The sequence below is a fragment of the Acinetobacter sp. X9 genome (assembly GCF_054889255.1).
Genome location: NZ_CM142679.1, coordinates 883405 through 901855 on the forward strand (window position 1 = coordinate 883405; position 18451 = coordinate 901855).

General features: G+C 36.8%; 10 protein-coding genes, 1 tRNA gene and 1 pseudogene. 9 read left to right on the top strand and 3 right to left on the bottom strand.

The features are described from left to right. The first annotated feature begins 158 nt into the window (after nt 1–158). Both ttcA and ACYU0V_RS04270 read left to right on the top strand, forming a co-directional pair. Nucleotides 159–1064: a tRNA 2-thiocytidine(32) synthetase TtcA gene (ttcA, locus tag ACYU0V_RS04265; RefSeq protein ID WP_002118895.1), complete on the top strand. Its 906-nt coding sequence runs from the start codon at nt 159–161 to the stop codon at nt 1062–1064. A gap of 204 nt (nt 1065–1268) precedes the next feature. Beyond that, complete coding sequence (locus tag ACYU0V_RS04270; RefSeq protein WP_002118641.1) at nt 1269–1652, top strand: SCP2 sterol-binding domain-containing protein; 384 nt, start codon at nt 1269–1271, stop codon at nt 1650–1652. A gap of 90 nt (nt 1653–1742) precedes the next feature. Here ACYU0V_RS04270 and ACYU0V_RS04275 read toward each other — a convergent pair whose 3' ends face one another. Further along, nucleotides 1743–2855 carry an MltF family protein gene (locus ACYU0V_RS04275; RefSeq protein WP_032057444.1) on the bottom strand — a complete coding sequence of 371 codons (1113 nt, stop codon included), beginning with the start codon at nt 2853–2855 and terminating at the stop codon, nt 1743–1745. Nucleotides 2856–3227: 372 nt separating this feature from the next. Here ACYU0V_RS04275 and greB point away from each other — a divergent pair, with 372 nt between their 5' ends. Together greB and ACYU0V_RS04285 are read left to right on the top strand one after the other, a co-directional pair. Continuing rightward, the gene (gene greB, locus ACYU0V_RS04280) at nt 3228–3722 is read left to right on the top strand and encodes a transcription elongation factor GreB (protein ID WP_002118865.1); all 495 of its coding nucleotides are present in this window, start codon (nt 3228–3230) and stop codon (nt 3720–3722) included. 89 nt (nt 3723–3811) lie between these two features. After that, nucleotides 3812–3901, top strand: a tRNA-Ser gene (locus tag ACYU0V_RS04285). Nucleotides 3902–4006: 105 nt separating this feature from the next. Here the strand turns inward: ACYU0V_RS04285 and ACYU0V_RS04290 are convergent. Both ACYU0V_RS04290 and ACYU0V_RS04295 read right to left on the bottom strand, forming a co-directional pair. Then, entirely contained in the window at nt 4007–4789 is a 783-nt protein-coding gene (locus ACYU0V_RS04290) for an SDR family oxidoreductase (RefSeq protein ID WP_461849174.1), read from the bottom strand. Continuing rightward, complete coding sequence (locus ACYU0V_RS04295; RefSeq protein ID WP_461849176.1) at nt 4789–5112, bottom strand: nuclear transport factor 2 family protein; 324 nt, start codon at nt 5110–5112, stop codon at nt 4789–4791. The genes ACYU0V_RS04290 and ACYU0V_RS04295 overlap by 1 nt, the downstream gene beginning before the upstream one ends. 107 nt (nt 5113–5219) lie before the next feature. Here ACYU0V_RS04295 and ACYU0V_RS04300 point away from each other — a divergent pair, with 107 nt between their 5' ends. From ACYU0V_RS04300 to ACYU0V_RS04320, 5 genes and pseudogenes are all read left to right on the top strand, one after another. Continuing rightward, nucleotides 5220–6122, top strand: a complete 903-nt coding sequence (locus ACYU0V_RS04300) for a LysR family transcriptional regulator (RefSeq protein ID WP_347745595.1) — start codon at nt 5220–5222, stop codon at nt 6120–6122. Between the two features lie 277 nt (nt 6123–6399). Then, nucleotides 6400–8711: pseudogene (locus ACYU0V_RS04305) on the top strand (non-ribosomal peptide synthetase); the annotation flags it as partial. A gap of 599 nt (nt 8712–9310) precedes the next feature. Then, entirely contained in the window at nt 9311–16327 is a 7017-nt protein-coding gene (locus ACYU0V_RS04310) for a toxin C-terminal domain-containing protein (protein WP_461849179.1), read from the top strand. A 5-nt stretch (nt 16328–16332) separates the two neighbouring features. Further along, nucleotides 16333–16530: a hypothetical protein gene (locus ACYU0V_RS04315; protein WP_045125872.1), complete on the top strand. Its 198-nt coding sequence runs from the start codon at nt 16333–16335 to the stop codon at nt 16528–16530. A gap of 896 nt (nt 16531–17426) precedes the next feature. Further along, nucleotides 17427–18299 (top strand): MetQ/NlpA family ABC transporter substrate-binding protein, encoded by an 873-nt coding sequence (locus tag ACYU0V_RS04320; protein WP_347746635.1) that lies wholly within the window; start codon nt 17427–17429, stop codon nt 18297–18299. Nucleotides 18300–18451 lie beyond the last annotated feature (152 nt).

An 18451-nucleotide genomic window follows, 5' to 3' on the forward strand; every position in this document is an offset into this window, starting at 1 on the left:
GCACAAATTTTGAACGCTTCAGTCAAAATAGAGCATATGTTTTGCATCATGCACGAGCAATGTGACGACTTCAAGAATTGAAACTATTCTTTTGATGCGATTCTCTTCTGAATCATATAAAATTGCGCGGTATTTTTATTTATGGGTATATCTCGTCTATGTACGCGCCAGTTGAGTCCAATCAGGGATTTAATTTTAAGCCTGAACTTCCAACAAGCTCGGCCTATTACCGTTTGCTCAAGAAGCTTCGCCGTCAAGTTGGGCATGCTATTCGTGACTTCAATATGATTGAAGATGGCGATAAGGTCATGGTGTGTGTGTCTGGTGGTAAAGACAGTTATACCTTGCTCGATATTTTGTTGCAGTTTAAGCGTATCGCACCGATTAATTTTGAGGTGGTTGCGGTTAACCTCGACCAAAAACAACCAGGCTTTCCTGAAGATGTTTTGCCTCGTTATATGGAAGAGAACAACATTCCATATTACATTTTAGAAAAAGACACCTATACCATTACTAAACGCTTAACGCCGGAAGGTAAAACCTACTGTGCAGTATGTTCACGTTTACGCCGTGGTTCTTTATATGGCTTTGCACAAGAAATTGGTGCCACTAAAGTTGCTTTAGGTCACCACCGTGATGACATCATTGCAACGTTCTTCTTGAATTTGTTCCATGGCGGTAGCTTAAAGGCGATGCCTCCAAAGCTTTTATCGTCAGATAAAAAGAACATTTTGATTCGTCCTTTGGCATATGTTGAAGAAAAAGACATTATTAAATATGCCGAGATTCGTCAGTTCCCAATCATTCCATGTAACCTTTGTGGTTCGCAGGAAAACCTACAGCGTGCCATGCTTAATGAAATGCTACGTGAATGGGATAAACAATATCCGAAGCGCTTACACAGCATTTTCGGGGCATTACAAAACGTATCTCCGTCTCAGTTAGCAGACCGCGAATTGTTTGATTTCGAGGCTCTAGATTCTCAGCGCGAGTTGGATATTAAAGATCCGGAAGAGCTTAAGAACCGTTTAGATGTCGTGAACTTAAGCTTCGCTGCTGAATAAACGCTAGCATAAAGAATGTTAAAGGCACTTTATAAACAAGTGCCTTTAATGTATCAAAATACTAAAAAATGAATGTTCCGTACAAAAAGTCATAGCCTAAAATTTAAATTACATGCTATAACAACCCACAAGCAGAATTGCTTCACATGATGTTGTCTGGATAGACAACCAGAGAAATTGAACAAATAAATTTGAGGAAGAATCATGCCTGCATTTTTAACTGAAGATTGGTTTGCGACTGTCGAAAAATTAACTGCTGAAGCAGGTGATCTTAATTTGCCGCCCGCTCTTGCGAACTTGGCAATTAATTTAGTAGTGACAGATGCTTCTGGAAATACCGAATTAGCTTTAGATGGGGGTAAAATCCAAAAAGGTTTGTCTTCAAATGCCAAAACAACTTTAAATATGGATGCTGAGACTTTACGTAAAGTATTCTTAGAGTTTGATATGGCTGCTGCTATGCAGGCATTCATGACTGGTAAAATTAAAGTTCAAGGCGACATGTCTCAATTAATGGCTTTACAAACAGCTAAGCCAAGCCAAGAACAAAAAGATTTGTTTAAGAAAGTATTAGAGCATACTGCTTAAACTTAAAAGAATTCATATAAAAAGCTTACCCAAAGAGGTAAGCTTTTTATTTGTACAAACAATGAATTTATCAACTTTTAAAAATAAAAATTAGATATTGATTCGTGTTTGCGCCGTTTTGATATGCTCAAGATAAGCACGGATACGAGTGACATATTGAACTGCTTGCTTATATCGACCATTTCGCGTTTTATTACTTTGCAAATAGTCATAGAGGTTGACCCATTTGTTCGGATCTTTCCCTTGAGATTGCAAGCGCTTCTGAATCTGACTTACCGCACCTGGTCCCATGTTATAGGCCACAAGCGCATACCAGTTCCGATCAGGGAACGGAATATTATCAAATTCGGTTAGCATCAGATCGTAATACTTCGCGCCGCCCTGAATACTCTGAGCAGGATCGCTACGATTGCTTACACCCATTGCTCGAGCAGTGCTATTGGTTAGCATCATTAAGCCGCGAACACCTGTGGGAGAAACAGATTCTGGCTTTAAATATGATTCTTGATAACCAATTGCAGCAAGTAAATGCCAATCTAGATCATACTTCGCTGCGCTTTGCTTAAAGCTCGCTTTGTAAATCGGTAAACGTGTGCTTAAGTCACGTTGAATGGTTGACCATGCTTCTGGTTTCACCACATTGCGGTTATAAAAAGAGGCAAGTTGTTGGGTCACACCATTTTGCTTACTTTGGCATACAAAGCCGCTGGCGGTCTGTGTGAGTGGGTCATCAGCCTGTTTAAATACCCAACTTAACTCAGGATTTAAGCCATTTTTTTGCAAATTTGCTGTGTCACCACAACTTGCAGAAAACGACATTAAACCTTTGTTTTCGATTGTGCTTAAACCTGCTGTAGTCATCGCAAAGTTTGCTTTACCTTGCTGAACCCATCTAAGTGCAGTGGCATTGTCTGCCACGATTTTAAAGTCCAGCTTTACATTTAGGTTCTGTGCATAGTTACGTGCTAAATCGTAACCAAAACCGTGTAAAAACTGATCTTCTTTGAAAACGGTTGTCGGGCTTTCTACCGCAACAACAGTTAAAGTGTTTGTGTTAACTACAGTATTGTACTGTAGGGTTTTTCCTGCATTAAGACTATGAAATGGGAGAAGTATAGTACTGAGTGCAAGAGCTTTTAACGGGAGAGAAGAAAATAAAGAGTTAAGGCAAAGCCTCGACCCAGAACTTGAATTACTGTGCATGTTGTCTCCGCTACAGATAATTTATGCCCTAAAAGTCAGACAAAAAGCTGCCATAACTTCTAAAAGTTGATAAATTCAATAAGGGGTGGGCAGTCATGACGTCATTCAAAATGACATGAAATGAAAAAAACAAACTTTGTAGAAAATCTACATAGTTTTCGAGTGGGTTAAAAAATGCTCAACATTTAAACTGCGCGCATCATAATATTGAAAAAAAGTAATGTCAAATTTTGTACAATTAAAACTTCGATATATCATCATAAACACATGAATTTCTTAAGGAAGAAAATTTATACACTTCTGATGTGAGAAAATAGGGTATAAAATGCTACATCTTGTAAGCGATATGTTGTTGAACAGTGGTTTTTTATCATGAAATCTAACTTAATCACTCGGTCAGGGCATGACAAATTAGTTGCTGAATTAAAACAACTTTGGCATGAAGAACGACCGGAAATCACCAAAAAAGTAAACTGGGCTGCAAGCTTAGGTGACCGCAGTGAAAATGCGGATTATCAATATAATAAGCAGCTCCTTCGAAAAATTGATCGACGTGTACGTTATTTAGGAAAACGCTTAGAAGAATTAAAAATTGTTGATTACTCTCCTGAGCAAGACGGCAAAGTTTACTTTGGCGCTTGGGTTGAGATTGAAAACGAAGAAGGTGAGCAAAAAACTTTACGTATTGTAGGAATTGATGAAATTTATGATCATCACCCTCAACATATCTCGATTGAGTCGCCTATGGCTCGTGCATTGCTCGGCAAAGAAGTTGATGATGAGATTGAAGTACACACGCCATCTGGGAAAAAGCTGTGGTATATCAATACAATTCGCTATGAAAAGACAGAAAACTCAGAAATTTAAACGGATTTGTGTTTATTTTGAGCGGTTGAATTAAAAATTAAATAAAAGATTTGCCAACTTCAATTTTTATTTATATTATAGCGCTCGTTGGAAGCGTGGCAGAGCGGTTTAATGCACCGGTCTTGAAAACCGACGAGGGTGTGAGTCCTCCGTGAGTTCGAATCTCACCGCTTCCGCCAAAATTCTTAAAAGGCCCTTGTTAATGACAAGGGCTTTTTTTTACCTGTAATTTTAAACTGTTCAAGTGAAGAAAAAATATAATATGGCGTGATTCAACATAACTATTAAACAGTAGGAATTGTTCCACCATCAATCACATATTCAGTACCTGTAATTGCAGATGCACGGGATGATGCCAAAAATGCGATAAGATTTGCTATTTCATCTGGTTTAGCTGGTCGTCCCATAGGAATTCCTCCGATTGAATCCATAACTATCTGTTTACCACCTTCATAATCTGTGCCAGCTTGTAAAGCCAGTCGCTCTGCAAGAGCAATAGACGCCTCTGTTTCAATCCATCCTGGCGAGACTTGAACAACCCGAATACCTTTGGGGGATATTTCTTTTGACAGGCTTTTACTATAAGTCGCTAGTGCTGCTTTTGTAGCAGCATAAGCTGTCGTGGCTTCAGGTAAAGGAAGTGAGCGTTGTATAGACGTAACGTGGATTACTACACCTTGGCTTTGCTGAATCATATCGGGAATTAATTCACGATCAATACGTATTGCAGGCATCAGATTTAGGTGAAGCTCTTTGTACCATTCTTCATCGGTCAATGCTGCAAATCCTCCCGCTGGTGCAGATGATCCACCAAGCATGTGTACAATGATATCTACACCACCTAATAACTCTTGTACTGCTTGGACAACAGCCTCACAACCTTCTCGAGTTGTGAGATCAGCAGAAACAAAATGTACATTATTCGGTAAATAATCTGGTTGAGTTCTAGCAGTGGTTAGTACTGTTGCGCCGAGTTCATGGAATAATTGAACTGTGGCAGCGCCAGTACCTTTTGTACCGGCAGTGATTAAGGCACGTTTTCCTTTTAAAGTAATAAAATCTTCCATTAATAAATCCTCAATTTAACAACTTTGCCATTTTCGAGTGTGAACTGAAACTTAAGTTTCACAGGGCTATTTGGAAAGTTGCCACTCCCTTGTGTTAAAACCGTGCTGATATGACCCGTATTAGAAACATCAATAATTTCAAGTGAGTACTGGTATTTTTCTTTCATTGCCAGCAACCATGTACGAATTTCCACAATTCCTCTGTATAGACTGCCATCGTCTTCAACAATGGCAGATTCAGAAAAAATATGGTTCAAAGCGTCTACGTCGTTCGCTTGATCAGCATCAAAGTATGCGCTAACCACTTCTGGTATATCTTTCATGAGTCTCTCTTTTTGAATGATCCTAATCGATGTCTTAAATTTTATAATTTGACGATTGTCCTAACAATCCGTATAAAATGGGATGTTTAGTTGAATAAATCAGGATAATGGAACGAGCAAATTTAAATGATCTAAAAGCAGTAATGGCAATCGCCAAGCGCGGAACTTTTCGTGGAGCTGCGATCGAACTCGGTATGTCAACAACCGCATTAAGTCATGCAATCGGAAAGTTAGAGGGCAATCTGGGTGTCCGCCTGTTTAATCGGACAACACGTAATGTCTCATTGACAGAGGCTGGCAGACTTTTTGTGGAACAAGTGGGGCCTGCACTTCAGAATATTCATAGCGCGTTGGATATTGTACGTTCACAGAGAGAATCGCCGTCAGGTACATTAAGAATCAATGCGGCTGCATTTGCAGCGAGAGAAATTATTTCTCCTGTGATTATTGAATTTCTTCGACGTTACCCAGAAATGAATATTGATTTGGTCACTGAGGGTAAACTTGTTGACATTATTGCTGATGGTTTTGATTTAGGCATTCGGGTCGCACATCTTGTTCCAAGTGATATGATTGCGGTGTCCCTTGGTAAACTTCAGAAATATGTGGTTGTTGGTTCACCTGAATATTTTAAGTGTTATGGGAAGCCACAAATACCAACAGATCTTTTTAGACATAAATGTATTCGAGTACGTCTACCTGATGGTGCACTATTCCGCTGGAAATTTGAAAAAAATGGAGAAATTATTCAAATTGATGTGCAAGGACCGATAACCCTTGATGAAGCAAGCTTATCAAGAGCTGCAGTATTAGAGAGCATTGGCCTAGGATACTTTATGGAACAGGATGTTCGCGATGAAATTGAGTCAGGTCAACTTGTTTCCGTGTTAGAGGATTGGATGCCTTGTATGTCTGGACTTTGTTTATATTATTCAGGAAGACGTAATCAATCTGCAGGTTTGAAAGCCTTCCTTGCCCTAGTTCGTGAAGTAGCCCTGAATAATGAGTAATTTGTTGTATATGAATTTTGAATAACGCTATTTAATTTTTATAAAAATATATGCCTATATTTTTCCTTATTGTTATCTTATTTTGATTTATAAGTAATAAAATCGATAGTTCTTCTCATTTAATAGTTCACTTTCCATTCTTAAAATAAAAACTTTAATCTTCATTTAACTTCAGCTCTTTAATTTATTACATAGCAATTGATTTCTTTAATAGGTCAGAAAAACTCAAATATAACTTTATTTTAGCTAAATCAAAAATTAAAGTGAGTTATAAAAAATGAACCAATTTGTAACCAGTTCGAAAAATATTATTCGTGGTAAATTTCACGCCGAATTTTTGCAAGATGAAGTACTCGCCGATATTTTTATTCAAACTACTCAAAATTTCTCAGATAAAACAGCTTTAATTGAAGCAAGTAAAACGCGGAGTTATGGAGAATTATATCAGTCAGCTTTAGTAATGGTGCAACAATTGACTTTAAATGGGGGAAAGCAGGGAATATTGTTGTGTTATGGCTGCTGAGGGGTATTGAACTTTTAAAAGCACAATTGGCAATTTGTTTGAGTGGCGCAGCATGGTTTCCTTTTGATAGGGATACGCCTACTGGCTGTATAGCGGTTTGTCTTGCAGATGCTGAAGCATTAGGCATGATTACTACAGATGAATAGTATGAATATTTAGCGGAAGTGCCGCAAACCAAATGGGCAAACACTGAGCTGCAACAGCCATTTATTAAGGAAGTAAGCTTACCGAAAACCATACCAGATCAACCTGCTTATATTATTTATACTTCAGGCTCGACTGGAAGGCCGAAGGGTATTGTGATTATCCAGAAAAATATTTGTCACTACGCAAGAAGTGACAAATATCATTTTAGGTATTCAAGGGCAGGACAAAGTTTATCAAGGCTTTTCAGTCGCTTTTGATATGTGGTTTGAAGAAATTTGGCTGTCTTATTTGGTAAGGGCAACTTTATGGATTGCTCCTAAAACTTTAGTGAGTGATCTTGAGCGGTTACACCAAACATTAAAGAAGCAACAAATTACTGTTTTACACGCAGTTCCAATATTACCGGCTTTATTTCCTGAAGATGTACCTAACTTAAGAATTATTAACTTAGGTGGGGAAATGTGTACTGATTTACTGGTTGACCTTTGGGAGTTACATCACCATCAAATATTTAACACTTATGGTCCAACTGAGACTACGGTCACTACGACTCTTGAGTCGTTAGAACGTGGCAAACTAATCACGATTGGTAAACCTTTACTAAACTATGGCATGTTAATCATTAACGCTGAAGGAGAATTACTGCCTCAAGATGAAACAGGTGAGCTGTATATTTTCGGTCCGATTGTGACACCAGGCTATTTAGGCAGAACTAATTTAACGGCTGATAAGTTTATTGAAAACCCTTGGGCAATGACTGTAGATGAAGAGTTGCTTTACCGTACTGGTGATTTGACAAAATTGATGAATCCAGTCCACTATTTAGGGCGTGCTGATGATCAGATGAAAATCCGTGGTTTTCGTGTTGAACTCGGTGAAATTGAAGTAGCACTTTGCGATCTTGATGCCAAACAACCGATAGAAATTAAGCAACTTCGACATACTCTAGCTCAACGGTTACCACCTTATATGGTGCTGAATCGTTTTGAGATTATTGAAGAAGTACCGCATTTATTATCTGGAAAATTGATCGTAAGGCGTTAAAAGTAAGACTGCTTACTAGTGTGATTGACCGCAGTGAATCTGATCAGCCGCAAAATCCAGCCGAAGAGATTTTATTTGAAATTTTGAACCGCCTGTTTCCGAACATGCCGATTAAACTAGATTCGGATTTGTTTGATGATTTAGGTGGGCATTCGCTGTTAGCAGCCGTTTTAATTTCAAACCTGTGTGAACATCAAGAATATAGCCATCTTACAATTCAAAGCTTATATCAAGCGAGAAGAGTGGGGGCAATTGCTGCTTTAATGTTGGAACAGCCAGAACCAACATTATTTGATAGCCAGATTGGACAAGACAACCCGCGTAATCAAACTTATAAATGGTTATGTGGTATTGCGTAGTTTGTGACCATTCCAGTTTTAATTTTGGTTAATATTTTGCAATGGTTGGCACCATTCTTTACCTATCACTATTTTACAGGTGGAACCCGAGACAGCATTCCATATGCGAACGCGTTGTCTCTATTGGTTTATATCAGCGTTATTATTAGTAGTTTTGTACTTTCAATTACGGTGAAACGATTATTAATACTGGGCATTGGTGCAGGACGTTATCAACTTTGGGGAATGATGTATTTACATTGATGGTTAGCAGACCGTATTAGGAATATTTCACCAGATTATCTATTGTCTTTAACTTTACTTAACCTCTATTTAAAAGCATTGGGCACAAAAAATTGACATGATGTCAACATTAATTCAGTTCATATTCGTATGCCATCTTTATTAACTGTTGAAGATGGCGTGATTATTGGCTCTCAAGTGAATATTGGAAATGATATAATTGTAAATTTACGTAGTATTATTTTATATAACGCCAATGTTCGCCATCATGTAGTGTTAGGGCCATTAACATTAGTTAGGAAAGGTGAAAATATTCCTGCTAAATCTGCTTGGACTGGTTCACTAGCTGTGCCTTGGGTTTATAAAATAATTAAGTGTTGAATTGAAAAAAGCCTCTGTAGAAATAGGGGCTTTTTTATGCTATACCTCTAATATTCTATCAGATGAAAATTAGAAAATACAGAACATTAAAATATTTTTTGATAATTTATTTTGACGTTTAACTTACAAAAAATTAAAAATTTATGGAAATATTAATTTAATAATATCGCTGGATGTAGTAACTTTTTTAATTGCAATAAAATTATTTTCAATTATATATTTTTAAATTTTCCTTAAATATTCTCAAGAAGACATGAAATATCTTGTATTAAAAATATTAGATAAATCAATTGATAATATTATGGATCAGACTTGTTAGAAATTAATTTTAATTTGTTTTTTAAAAGATACTTCAAAAAGTTATAGGATTAAAATTTTTGCATGTCTTTTTCGTTACTATGAATTTAAATTTAGAAGAAAATTAGAATTTTTCTTGATTTATTTAAATTTTGATAAGATAAACAAAGTTGTTGTTTTTATTTTGTTTTTATTATATTTTTTGCAAAAATAATGTGAATGATGTATTAAAAATGAAAATTAAGTTGCTTTTTGTATCTATTTTTTTGATTAACCAAGCGATAGCTGCGGAAGTCGAGATTGCTGGAAGTATGAGTGGTCAAGCGGATGTCGACTCATCTGGAGGTTTAAATTATTCAATTCCTATTTCATTGCCAAACTCTCTTCACAACTTTATCCCAAACCTTTCTCTTGATTATAGTGGGCATAAACAAGAGGGTAGTTTGGGAGTGGGGTGGTCAATAACTGGACTTTCTGTGATTAGTCGTTGTCAGGGATTAGATAATGAGGTAGCGCGAAAAAAAACAACTACAGAAATTGTAAATTATGAAATGAGCTTGTTAGGAGCGAATGCAAAAGCATTTGAGTTTTCAGATTTTTGTTTAGATGGTAAGAGACTAATTTTAACAAATGGGCAAACTGTAGCTCAACCCGAATTTCGATTGGAAAATGATGATTTTTCTAGAGTAACCCTAAAAACTAACCAAAGCGGAAGTGTTGAAAAATTTGTAGTAACACAAAAAAATGGTGTAATTAGAGAATATGAAAAAATAATAACAATCAATGAAAAAAATTCTTCGGGTCAATATGTTGACAAGATTTCTGGGGGAAGTTTACCTTATATATGGGGTTTAACTAAACAGTCTGATATTCAGGGTAATTATTGGACAGTTGAATATCTTGATTTAAAAAAGACAGATATTTTATATCCAAAATATATTAAATATACAGGTAACTCAAATGGGTTAAAGCCTTATAATTTAGTAACTTTTGATTATGTTGACCGTACTGAATATGAAAAAAAAGTTAGCTATTTTGATGGTAGTACAATTATTTTAGATAAAAAATTATCAAAAATTTCTTTAAGTGTAAATGGAGAAGTTAAAAATGAATATAATCTAAACTATGAGGAGGTGGGTGTAAAAGAAAATAAACAAATATCTAGAGTTAGATTAAAGGATGTAAATTTTTGTTCAATTCAGACAAATGAAAAGTCATGTGTTAAGCCTAGTGAATTTACCTGGAGTTCATACGATAAAAGTAATATCTCTGAACCAGTTCTATCAAGTGCAATGAGTTTGTCCGATGGTGATGTTAGGAAATTTATTAGATTAAACTCAAAGAAAAATTCAAGAGAACAAAATTTATTTGTATTAATGAAAAACAGTAATACAAATATTTTAGTAAAAATTTATCAAATTATTAATGGATTAAGTTCCTCTAAAAGAGAACTAAATTTAACTCATGATAGTTTTAATAAGTTTGTTGAATGGCAACCAATAGTAAAAGATGTTGATAATGATGAAATTGATGATCTAATTGTATATGGGAGAGATAAAGATAATAATATATCATTATTGGAGTTTATTTCTTTTTTTGATAGTGAAGGTAATCGACAATTTAAATTTTATAAAGAAATTGCAAATATTTACCAAGTTGATATGCCATTAAGTCAACATTTGGTAATAGATGGGGATAGTGATGGAATAGATGATTTTTTATTTACTTACAATGATATTATAAATAATAAATTAAGTTTTTATGTTTTAAAGGTAGATATTGCTGGTAATAAGTCTGAGCTGTTTAGAAGTAGTGTTAGTTGGGATAGTCTTAGATATATTAATAATATTCGGTCGCCAAACTATCCAGCACGTTTAGTTATCGGGCATTTCAATTCTAACGAAGTTTTAACAGGTTTAATTGTTCATAATAATAGTAACGGCTCAGGCGAAGAGCGTATTTGTTCTTTCTCGATAATTGGTAAAAATACTTATTTAAATAATGACTCGCAAAGCTGTAACTCTACTGTTATATACACAAAAGAAAATAATATTGGTACTAAATGGGTTCATAATGAGGTTGTAGTGGTTGATTATAACCAGGATGGTTATGATGATCTTGTTAGAGTTAATGTAGTCCGTGATGGTGTTAATGCAGTAAATAGCGAGTCAACTAAATTTTGGGATGAGCTGGTTCCTATTTTAAGTAAGGGAGATGGAACTTTTGATGTTAAAAATTTAATTAAAACTGAACCTTTTTTTATAAATACTCTAGATTGGACTAGTTTGTGGGTAGGGAAGTGGGCTGAATCGTCCGCTTTTTTTGGAGATTATAATCAAGATGGTTTGTTAGATTATTATCGTTATGCTGATCAAGGTGAAAAAATATATTTTGTTGGATTTATTCAGGAACCAGATAATAAATTTAAAAGTTATAATTATTTGTTGGATCAATGGAGTTATGCTAGTGATCCCAATAAAATCAAGCTTTACACATCATTGGGTGTGCCACTTAAACTAAATCTAGATTCTAAAGATTCTGGTAGCTTTAAATTAAATTTTTTTGCTGAACCTAATTTAGATTATAATTCTGATGGTAATCCGACACTTGCGTTTAATGTATATGCTACAAAGTCAGCTACAGGTTATCTTTATTCTTTTAAGGCAAATATTGAGCCTCAGAGTGCACGAGCAGAGCCAAAAGATTTATTAACATTAGTTAGTCATGGGGATAGTAATAAAACAGGTATTAGTTATTCAAATATTTTTACTACTACAGAATTACTCAATAAAAATACATTCCCTATCCGTAGCTTTACTAAGCCAATGCTTGTAGTAAATACTTTAAATTACGGCTGGGGAGAAGGAAATATTTCTGAAATAAACGAATTTCTTTATTCTTCTCCCAAAATTGATGTCAAAAATGGCAGAAATTTAGGTTTTGAGAGTATAACCCAGATTAAACAGGGGCAACAAAATTTAAAAGTAGAAACAACTTATAATCAAAACTATCCATATATCGGAATGCAGAAAGCTATTGTAACTAAAGCAGCGCTTAATGGGGCATCTGGAGGATTTGATACTCTGGTTTCCAAAATGACAGTTGCTGATGCAGACTTTGTAAGTGACAGTGCATACCCAACCACCAAGGTTAAATTCCCACGAATTAAGAAATCTACAGTTGAGAATTATGAACTGGGTACACTGGTTTCCAAGACAGTGACAGCCAATAACTACGAAAATGTATTTGGTAATTTAACCGATTCAACGGTAACCACAAGCAGTGCAGATGGTACAAGTGTATTTACCACGACAGTTAAACCCACGTATGGAACAGCTGACAAGACCAACTGGATTCCGGGCCTGATCAAAGATCGGGTGATGACAGCTTCACGTACGGGTCAAACCCCGATTCAAACAAAAACCAGTTATGAATATGATACCAAACGACAAGTCATTAAAAAGATTGATGAACCGGATGACGCAGCGTTAAAGCTACAGACCGATTATAGCTATGATGCCTATGGCAATGTCACCAAAGTCAGTGTAAGTGGTACGGGTAATGGAACGGATACGGGAGCAACGCGTACGGTCAGCTCAGCCTATGAGGCAGGAACAGGTTATCCGGCTGGTGTATTCAAGACCAAAGAGACCAATGCATTATCGCAGCAGTCGACCGCAACCTATGATGCGGTTACAGGACAACTTCTGACTTCCACAGATATCAACGGGGTTGTAAGTACCCAGAAAATTGATGCCCTTGGCCGTGTGATTCAAACTAAATCAGCCAGTGGTGTGCAGACGGATATAAGCTATCAGTTATGTAAGACCTTTGTTGAGGTGGGAAGTAATAGCAGTGAATGTGAAAAGGGTGAAAACTATAAGATCACCTCGACTTCAACATTAAATGCACCAGTCATTACCTATAAAGATGCTAATGGCAACGTTAAGCGGACGCTGACCAAAGCCTATGACAATGTCAATAATATTGTAGTGCGTAATGAATATACCGCATCTGGCCGTCTGTATCGAAGCAGTAGCCCAAGCTTGAGCAATGTCGCCTATGCAAACCTGCAATGGACAACCTATGAATATGATGCGCTTGGACGTGTGAGTAAATTGACAGAGCCGGGTAACCGGGTCACCAGCTATACGCGCAGTGGCTTGCAAACCACAATGACCAATGCCAAGAACCTAAAGCGTACAGAGAAAAGCAATATCGCCAATGAAGTGGTTGAAATTGTTGATCATGATAATAAATCCCTTAAATACAGCCGAGATGCATTAGGGCGAATTACCCAGACGACAGATGCATCCGGGAACAGCATTAGCCTAACACTCGATAAAAACGGGAATAAACTGCAACAGGTTGATCCGGAACTGGGAACCTGGAAGTATCGTTATAACGTATTGGGACAACCGGTATGGCAGCAGGATGGTAAAGGACAGCAGACGACTTTCCAGTATGACAGTTTAGGCCGCTTGATTAAACGAACCGAGCCGGACCTGACCTCGACATGGACATGGGATAGTGCAACCAAGGGTAAGGGACAACTGGCTCAGGTCAGTAGTACAAATGGCTTTAGCGAAAGCTATAGCTATGACAGTTATGGTCGACAAATCCAAACCACGACCAGTAAAAAGATTGACCCAATTGCCCAAGGGACGACAGATCCGGACTTTATCACCAAGTGGAACTATGACAATGCCGGACGTATGCTGGCATTTGCTTACCCAACAGGATTTGGCTACCGAAATATTTACGACACCAACGGTTATTTAAAAGAAGTCAGAAACCTTGCGGGCACGCAGCTCTATTGGTCAGCAGATGCACGGGATGCAAGAGGTAATGTTACTGAGGAGACTCTGGGTAATGGTCTGGTGACGAAAAGAGCCTATAAGGCAGACACAGGGTTCATTGAGTCAATTAGTACCGGTGATGCGAAGGTTCAGCAAAACACCTACAGCTTTGATGCACTAGGCAACCTGACCAACCGGAACCAGAACCTGGCGGGTATCTCGGTGAATGAAACATTTAGCTATGATAACATTAACCGCCTGACCAGTGTTGTTAACCAGAACGGTGGCAAAGTTACTGCGAGTTATGATGCGATAGGCAACCTGACGGCCAAGAGCGATACGGGAACATATAACTATGCAACAGGCGGGACGAGTTGTGGTGTACACAAGGTGTGTACGATCAGTTCAACGACCGGTGGTCTGAACACGGCTTTCAGTTACGATGCGAATGGAAACCTGTTAAGTGGTAATAACCGCAGTTATAGTTGGACAAGCTTTAATATGCCTTTGCAGATCAAGCAGGGGACGACGACAGAAAGCTTTATGTATGATGCCAATCATGAGCGAGTAAGACGTACCAGTGTAGAGAACGGGAAAACCACAACAACGTTATATATCAACCCGAGGATTGATACGGGCGGGACATTCGAGAAGAGCTATTTACCGGATGGCACAGCTGAATACACCCACTATTTATATGCAGGTGGTGATGTACTGGGCAGCTATGTCAGCAAGGATAAGGGAACGCCACCGACCGCAGATCTGGGCTTAACTGCTCAGGCAGGTGTTGCCCCGAACAGTGCCAAGGCTGCGGTGAGTAAAACAGGACCTTACCGTTATTTCCACAGTGATCATTTGACCTCAATTGAGGTGATTACAGATGCTACAGGAGCGGTAGTTGAACGTTTGAGCTATGACCCGTGGGGCAAGCGCCGCAATGCGGATGGAACAGTGGCAACTACTGTGCTGAAGGGAACCAAAGACAGCCATGGTTTCACCTCGCATGAGATGCTGGACAGTATTGGTCTGGTGCATATGAATGGGCGAGTATATGACCCGCAGGTCGGACGATTTACCAGTGCGGACCCGACCATTGATGGAGCGGATAATTTACAGGGTTATAACCGTTATAGCTATGTACATAATAATCCGGGAACGTTGCTAGACCCGAGTGGTTATAGCTGGCTTTCGAAAAAATGGAAGAGTTTTACAGGCTTTCTTAAAGATGCTCTAGTAACAGTGAATGATAAATGGCTAAATAATTGTTCTGGTAGTCAGGGAAATTGTGGAGCTACAGTTGGCGTAACATATGGTCCGAATACTACGGGGTCGTATTATACCAACACGAATGTTGTTCAACCCTATGTTGGGCTAACCGGAAAAAGTAATTATTCATTAAACTATATCTATAATGATGGTCAATTATCTTTAAATACTGTTGAGTTACCGGGGCCATTTGGAGAGTCTCGCTATATAGATGTAATGGCATTAGAGGCTCATTTCTTCAAAAAAATTGAACTTTCTGATTACCTTACCTATTTTGATATGCCTCAGGACATCTCGGCAAAATTAAGTACGGGTGCTTATGGTTCTGATAATGATAAAGCAGCTCGACGGGCGTGGCTAGCCTATGAATTGGGAGATGATTTAGAAGGAGTTGGTTATGCATTAGATCTAAGTTTTAGAAATGGAATTAAGGATGTATTCCCAGTTGTTAAAGCTCCGGCAATGGGACTAAAAGGCTTAGGACGAATGCTAAAGAGCAATCCCTGTGGTTGTTTTGATAATGATACACCCGTTCTAACAAAAGATGGTTATAAGCGAATTGTAGAGATTAAAGAAGGTGATTTGGTTCTTGCCCGTCATGAAGAAACTGGTGAGATTGCTTATAAACCAGTGAAGCGGGTATTTGTAATACCGAACAGACGTATTTACTTATTGAAGACAATTAATAGTCTTGGTCAAGAAAATATTATTGAAGTTTCTGATGATCATCCATTCTGGGTGGTTGATAAGAAGTGGGTAGATAGTATTGATCTGAAAGAAGGTGACCAACTTCTAGATGCGAATAATCAGATTCATAAAGTTGTTTCTATTACAGAAACAGATCGAGTAGAAACGACTTATAACCTTGAGGTTGAGGGCTATCATACTTATTTTGCAGGTGGTGCGAATGTATGGGTACATAATGCAAATTGTATATTTGAAACTACGCAAGCAGCTACAAAGGCAGCCAAAAAATTAGGATTTCAGAAAACAAATGAATTTTCTCACGGTCAAGCAGTTTATAAAAAAGGTAAATATTATATTACTCCAGATATTGATGGACATAATGGGGGAGCATGGAAAATGGCAAAATCTGTAGAAAAGTTGGCCTCTCGTGAGACACGTTTAGGTACTTATGATATAAATTTAAACAGGATTGGAGACTAACTCTTATGGGTAAAAATGATTTAAGCAAGACAAACTGGATTTCAAATGGGAAAACAATCCAACAATTAATATTAGAACTTCAATCTTTTGAAAATAAAGATTTGTTTGTAGAGTTGTCTTTAGACGGAGGGGACTCATCAAAACCAATAAGCTTAGTAGCAAAAATAGATGGAAAATGTGTATTAATGAATTGTGAAGATTAGCGAGAGTAATATAAAATTTTCATGCTCTTAAACTAAACTTTCTATGAGTTTAGGAAGTTATGGTTGAATTTTTTGATATTAGCTTTAATAAATAAGATACCCCCTATGAAAATAGGAGGTATCTTATTTATATTAAACAATACATTTTGTTGATTAATTATATGAAAATAATAATTATTAAGCTGTATAATGTATTAAAAACTTTAATAAAAAAGTTTACGCTTTATTTTATAATTCTTATCAGATATGATTTTGTATAATAATCTATTGCATCCTAGCTATATTTTTCTATATATAAACCTTATAGAACCTCATACTTACATATAACAAATGCTTGTTGAGCAATAGCTTGAAATTTTTTGTTATATGCATCTGCTCAATTCTCTAAATATTTTTACGGTTTATTAGCCCATGAAAGGTAAATCTCCTCTCATAGCTGTTTAATCACTTCTTTTCACATTGATTATTTATAATAGGATTTCTTACAGCCTTGTGTGAACATTAAATTAGCGTCATAGTTAGCTTAAATATTGCTAACAAATCCTGAAAATTTCATATAAATCAAATAAGTACATATTTTAATCAAAACTATTTTATTTATATAATATGTTTTTTATTATCAGTGCCTTACCAAGAGCACGTCTATATATCAAAATCGAACAAGTTATTTGTAGAATATTCACTTATTGATATATGATGATCCAATATTTAGAGACTGATTCAAAACGTGATTCTATTGTTCAGCAAGCAAGATCAAGGAAAAAATAAGGCTGAATTCAGGTTTCTAAACCCTTATATATCTGGAAATTATTTCCAGCCAAATATTGCATTTTGACCCAATGGTTGGGAATGTCTTTCTTTTGTAGAGTAAGCATTTCCTATTTTAGGATGTATTTATGAAAAAATTATTTAGTGTCCTGTTCGGCGCATCTGTTCTCACACTGTCTGCATGTAGTAAACAACCTGCGCAAACTGAAAATACAGCTGAGAACAAAACTGAGGTAGTTCGAACAATTAAACTGGTTTCAACAGGTTCGGATACTGACGTGTGGAAATATGTTGCGACGCTTCCTGAAACTAAAGAAGCTGGTATTAAACTCGAAGTGACCAATCTGACTGACTATGTTGTGCTTAATACATCAGTCGCAAATGGTGAACAAGATGTAAATGCGTTCCAGTCCTTTAACTATTTGGCAGCTTATAATGCTTCAAATAAGGCCAAAGTTGCTGCTGTCGCGACAACCTACCTAGAGCCAATGGGTATTTATGCAAATAAAGTTAAATCTGTTGAAGAGTTCCCACAAGGTGCGACCATCGCGATTCCAAACGATACTGCTAATGAAGCACGTGCATTAACTTTATTGCAATCTGCAAATCTGATTAAACTTAAGCCGAACTTTGATCCTGTAAAAGGGACGACTAATGATATTGCTGAGAACCCTAAAAATTTGCAATTAAAACCAATTCAAATGACTACAGCAGTCCGTGTTAAAGACGATGTAGATGCAATTGTATTGGGTAATACATTGGCACTTGAGGGGGGCTTAAATGTAATGAAAGATTCTATCTTCCGTGAACCTATTGACCAGTCTACAAAGCTTTATGTGAATTTGTTAGGTGTGGCTGAAGCGAAGAAGAATGATCCGATCTATACCAAACTTGGTGAACTTTACCACTTACCTAAAGTTCAAAAGTTTGTAAGCGAAAAATTCGGTGGAACAAAAGTTGAAGTGAACAAACCTGTTTCTGAATTTGAAGATGTCAAATAAGTAATTTTTTTAATTTAAAATTATGTTTAAAAGCTAAGCCACGGTAATCGTGGCTTAGCTTTTTATATAACATATATTTTGTTTCAGATTAGTAGACTCTTAATAGATTTAAGAGCCACTGGAAATCACACTATTGAAGTGTAAATAAAATA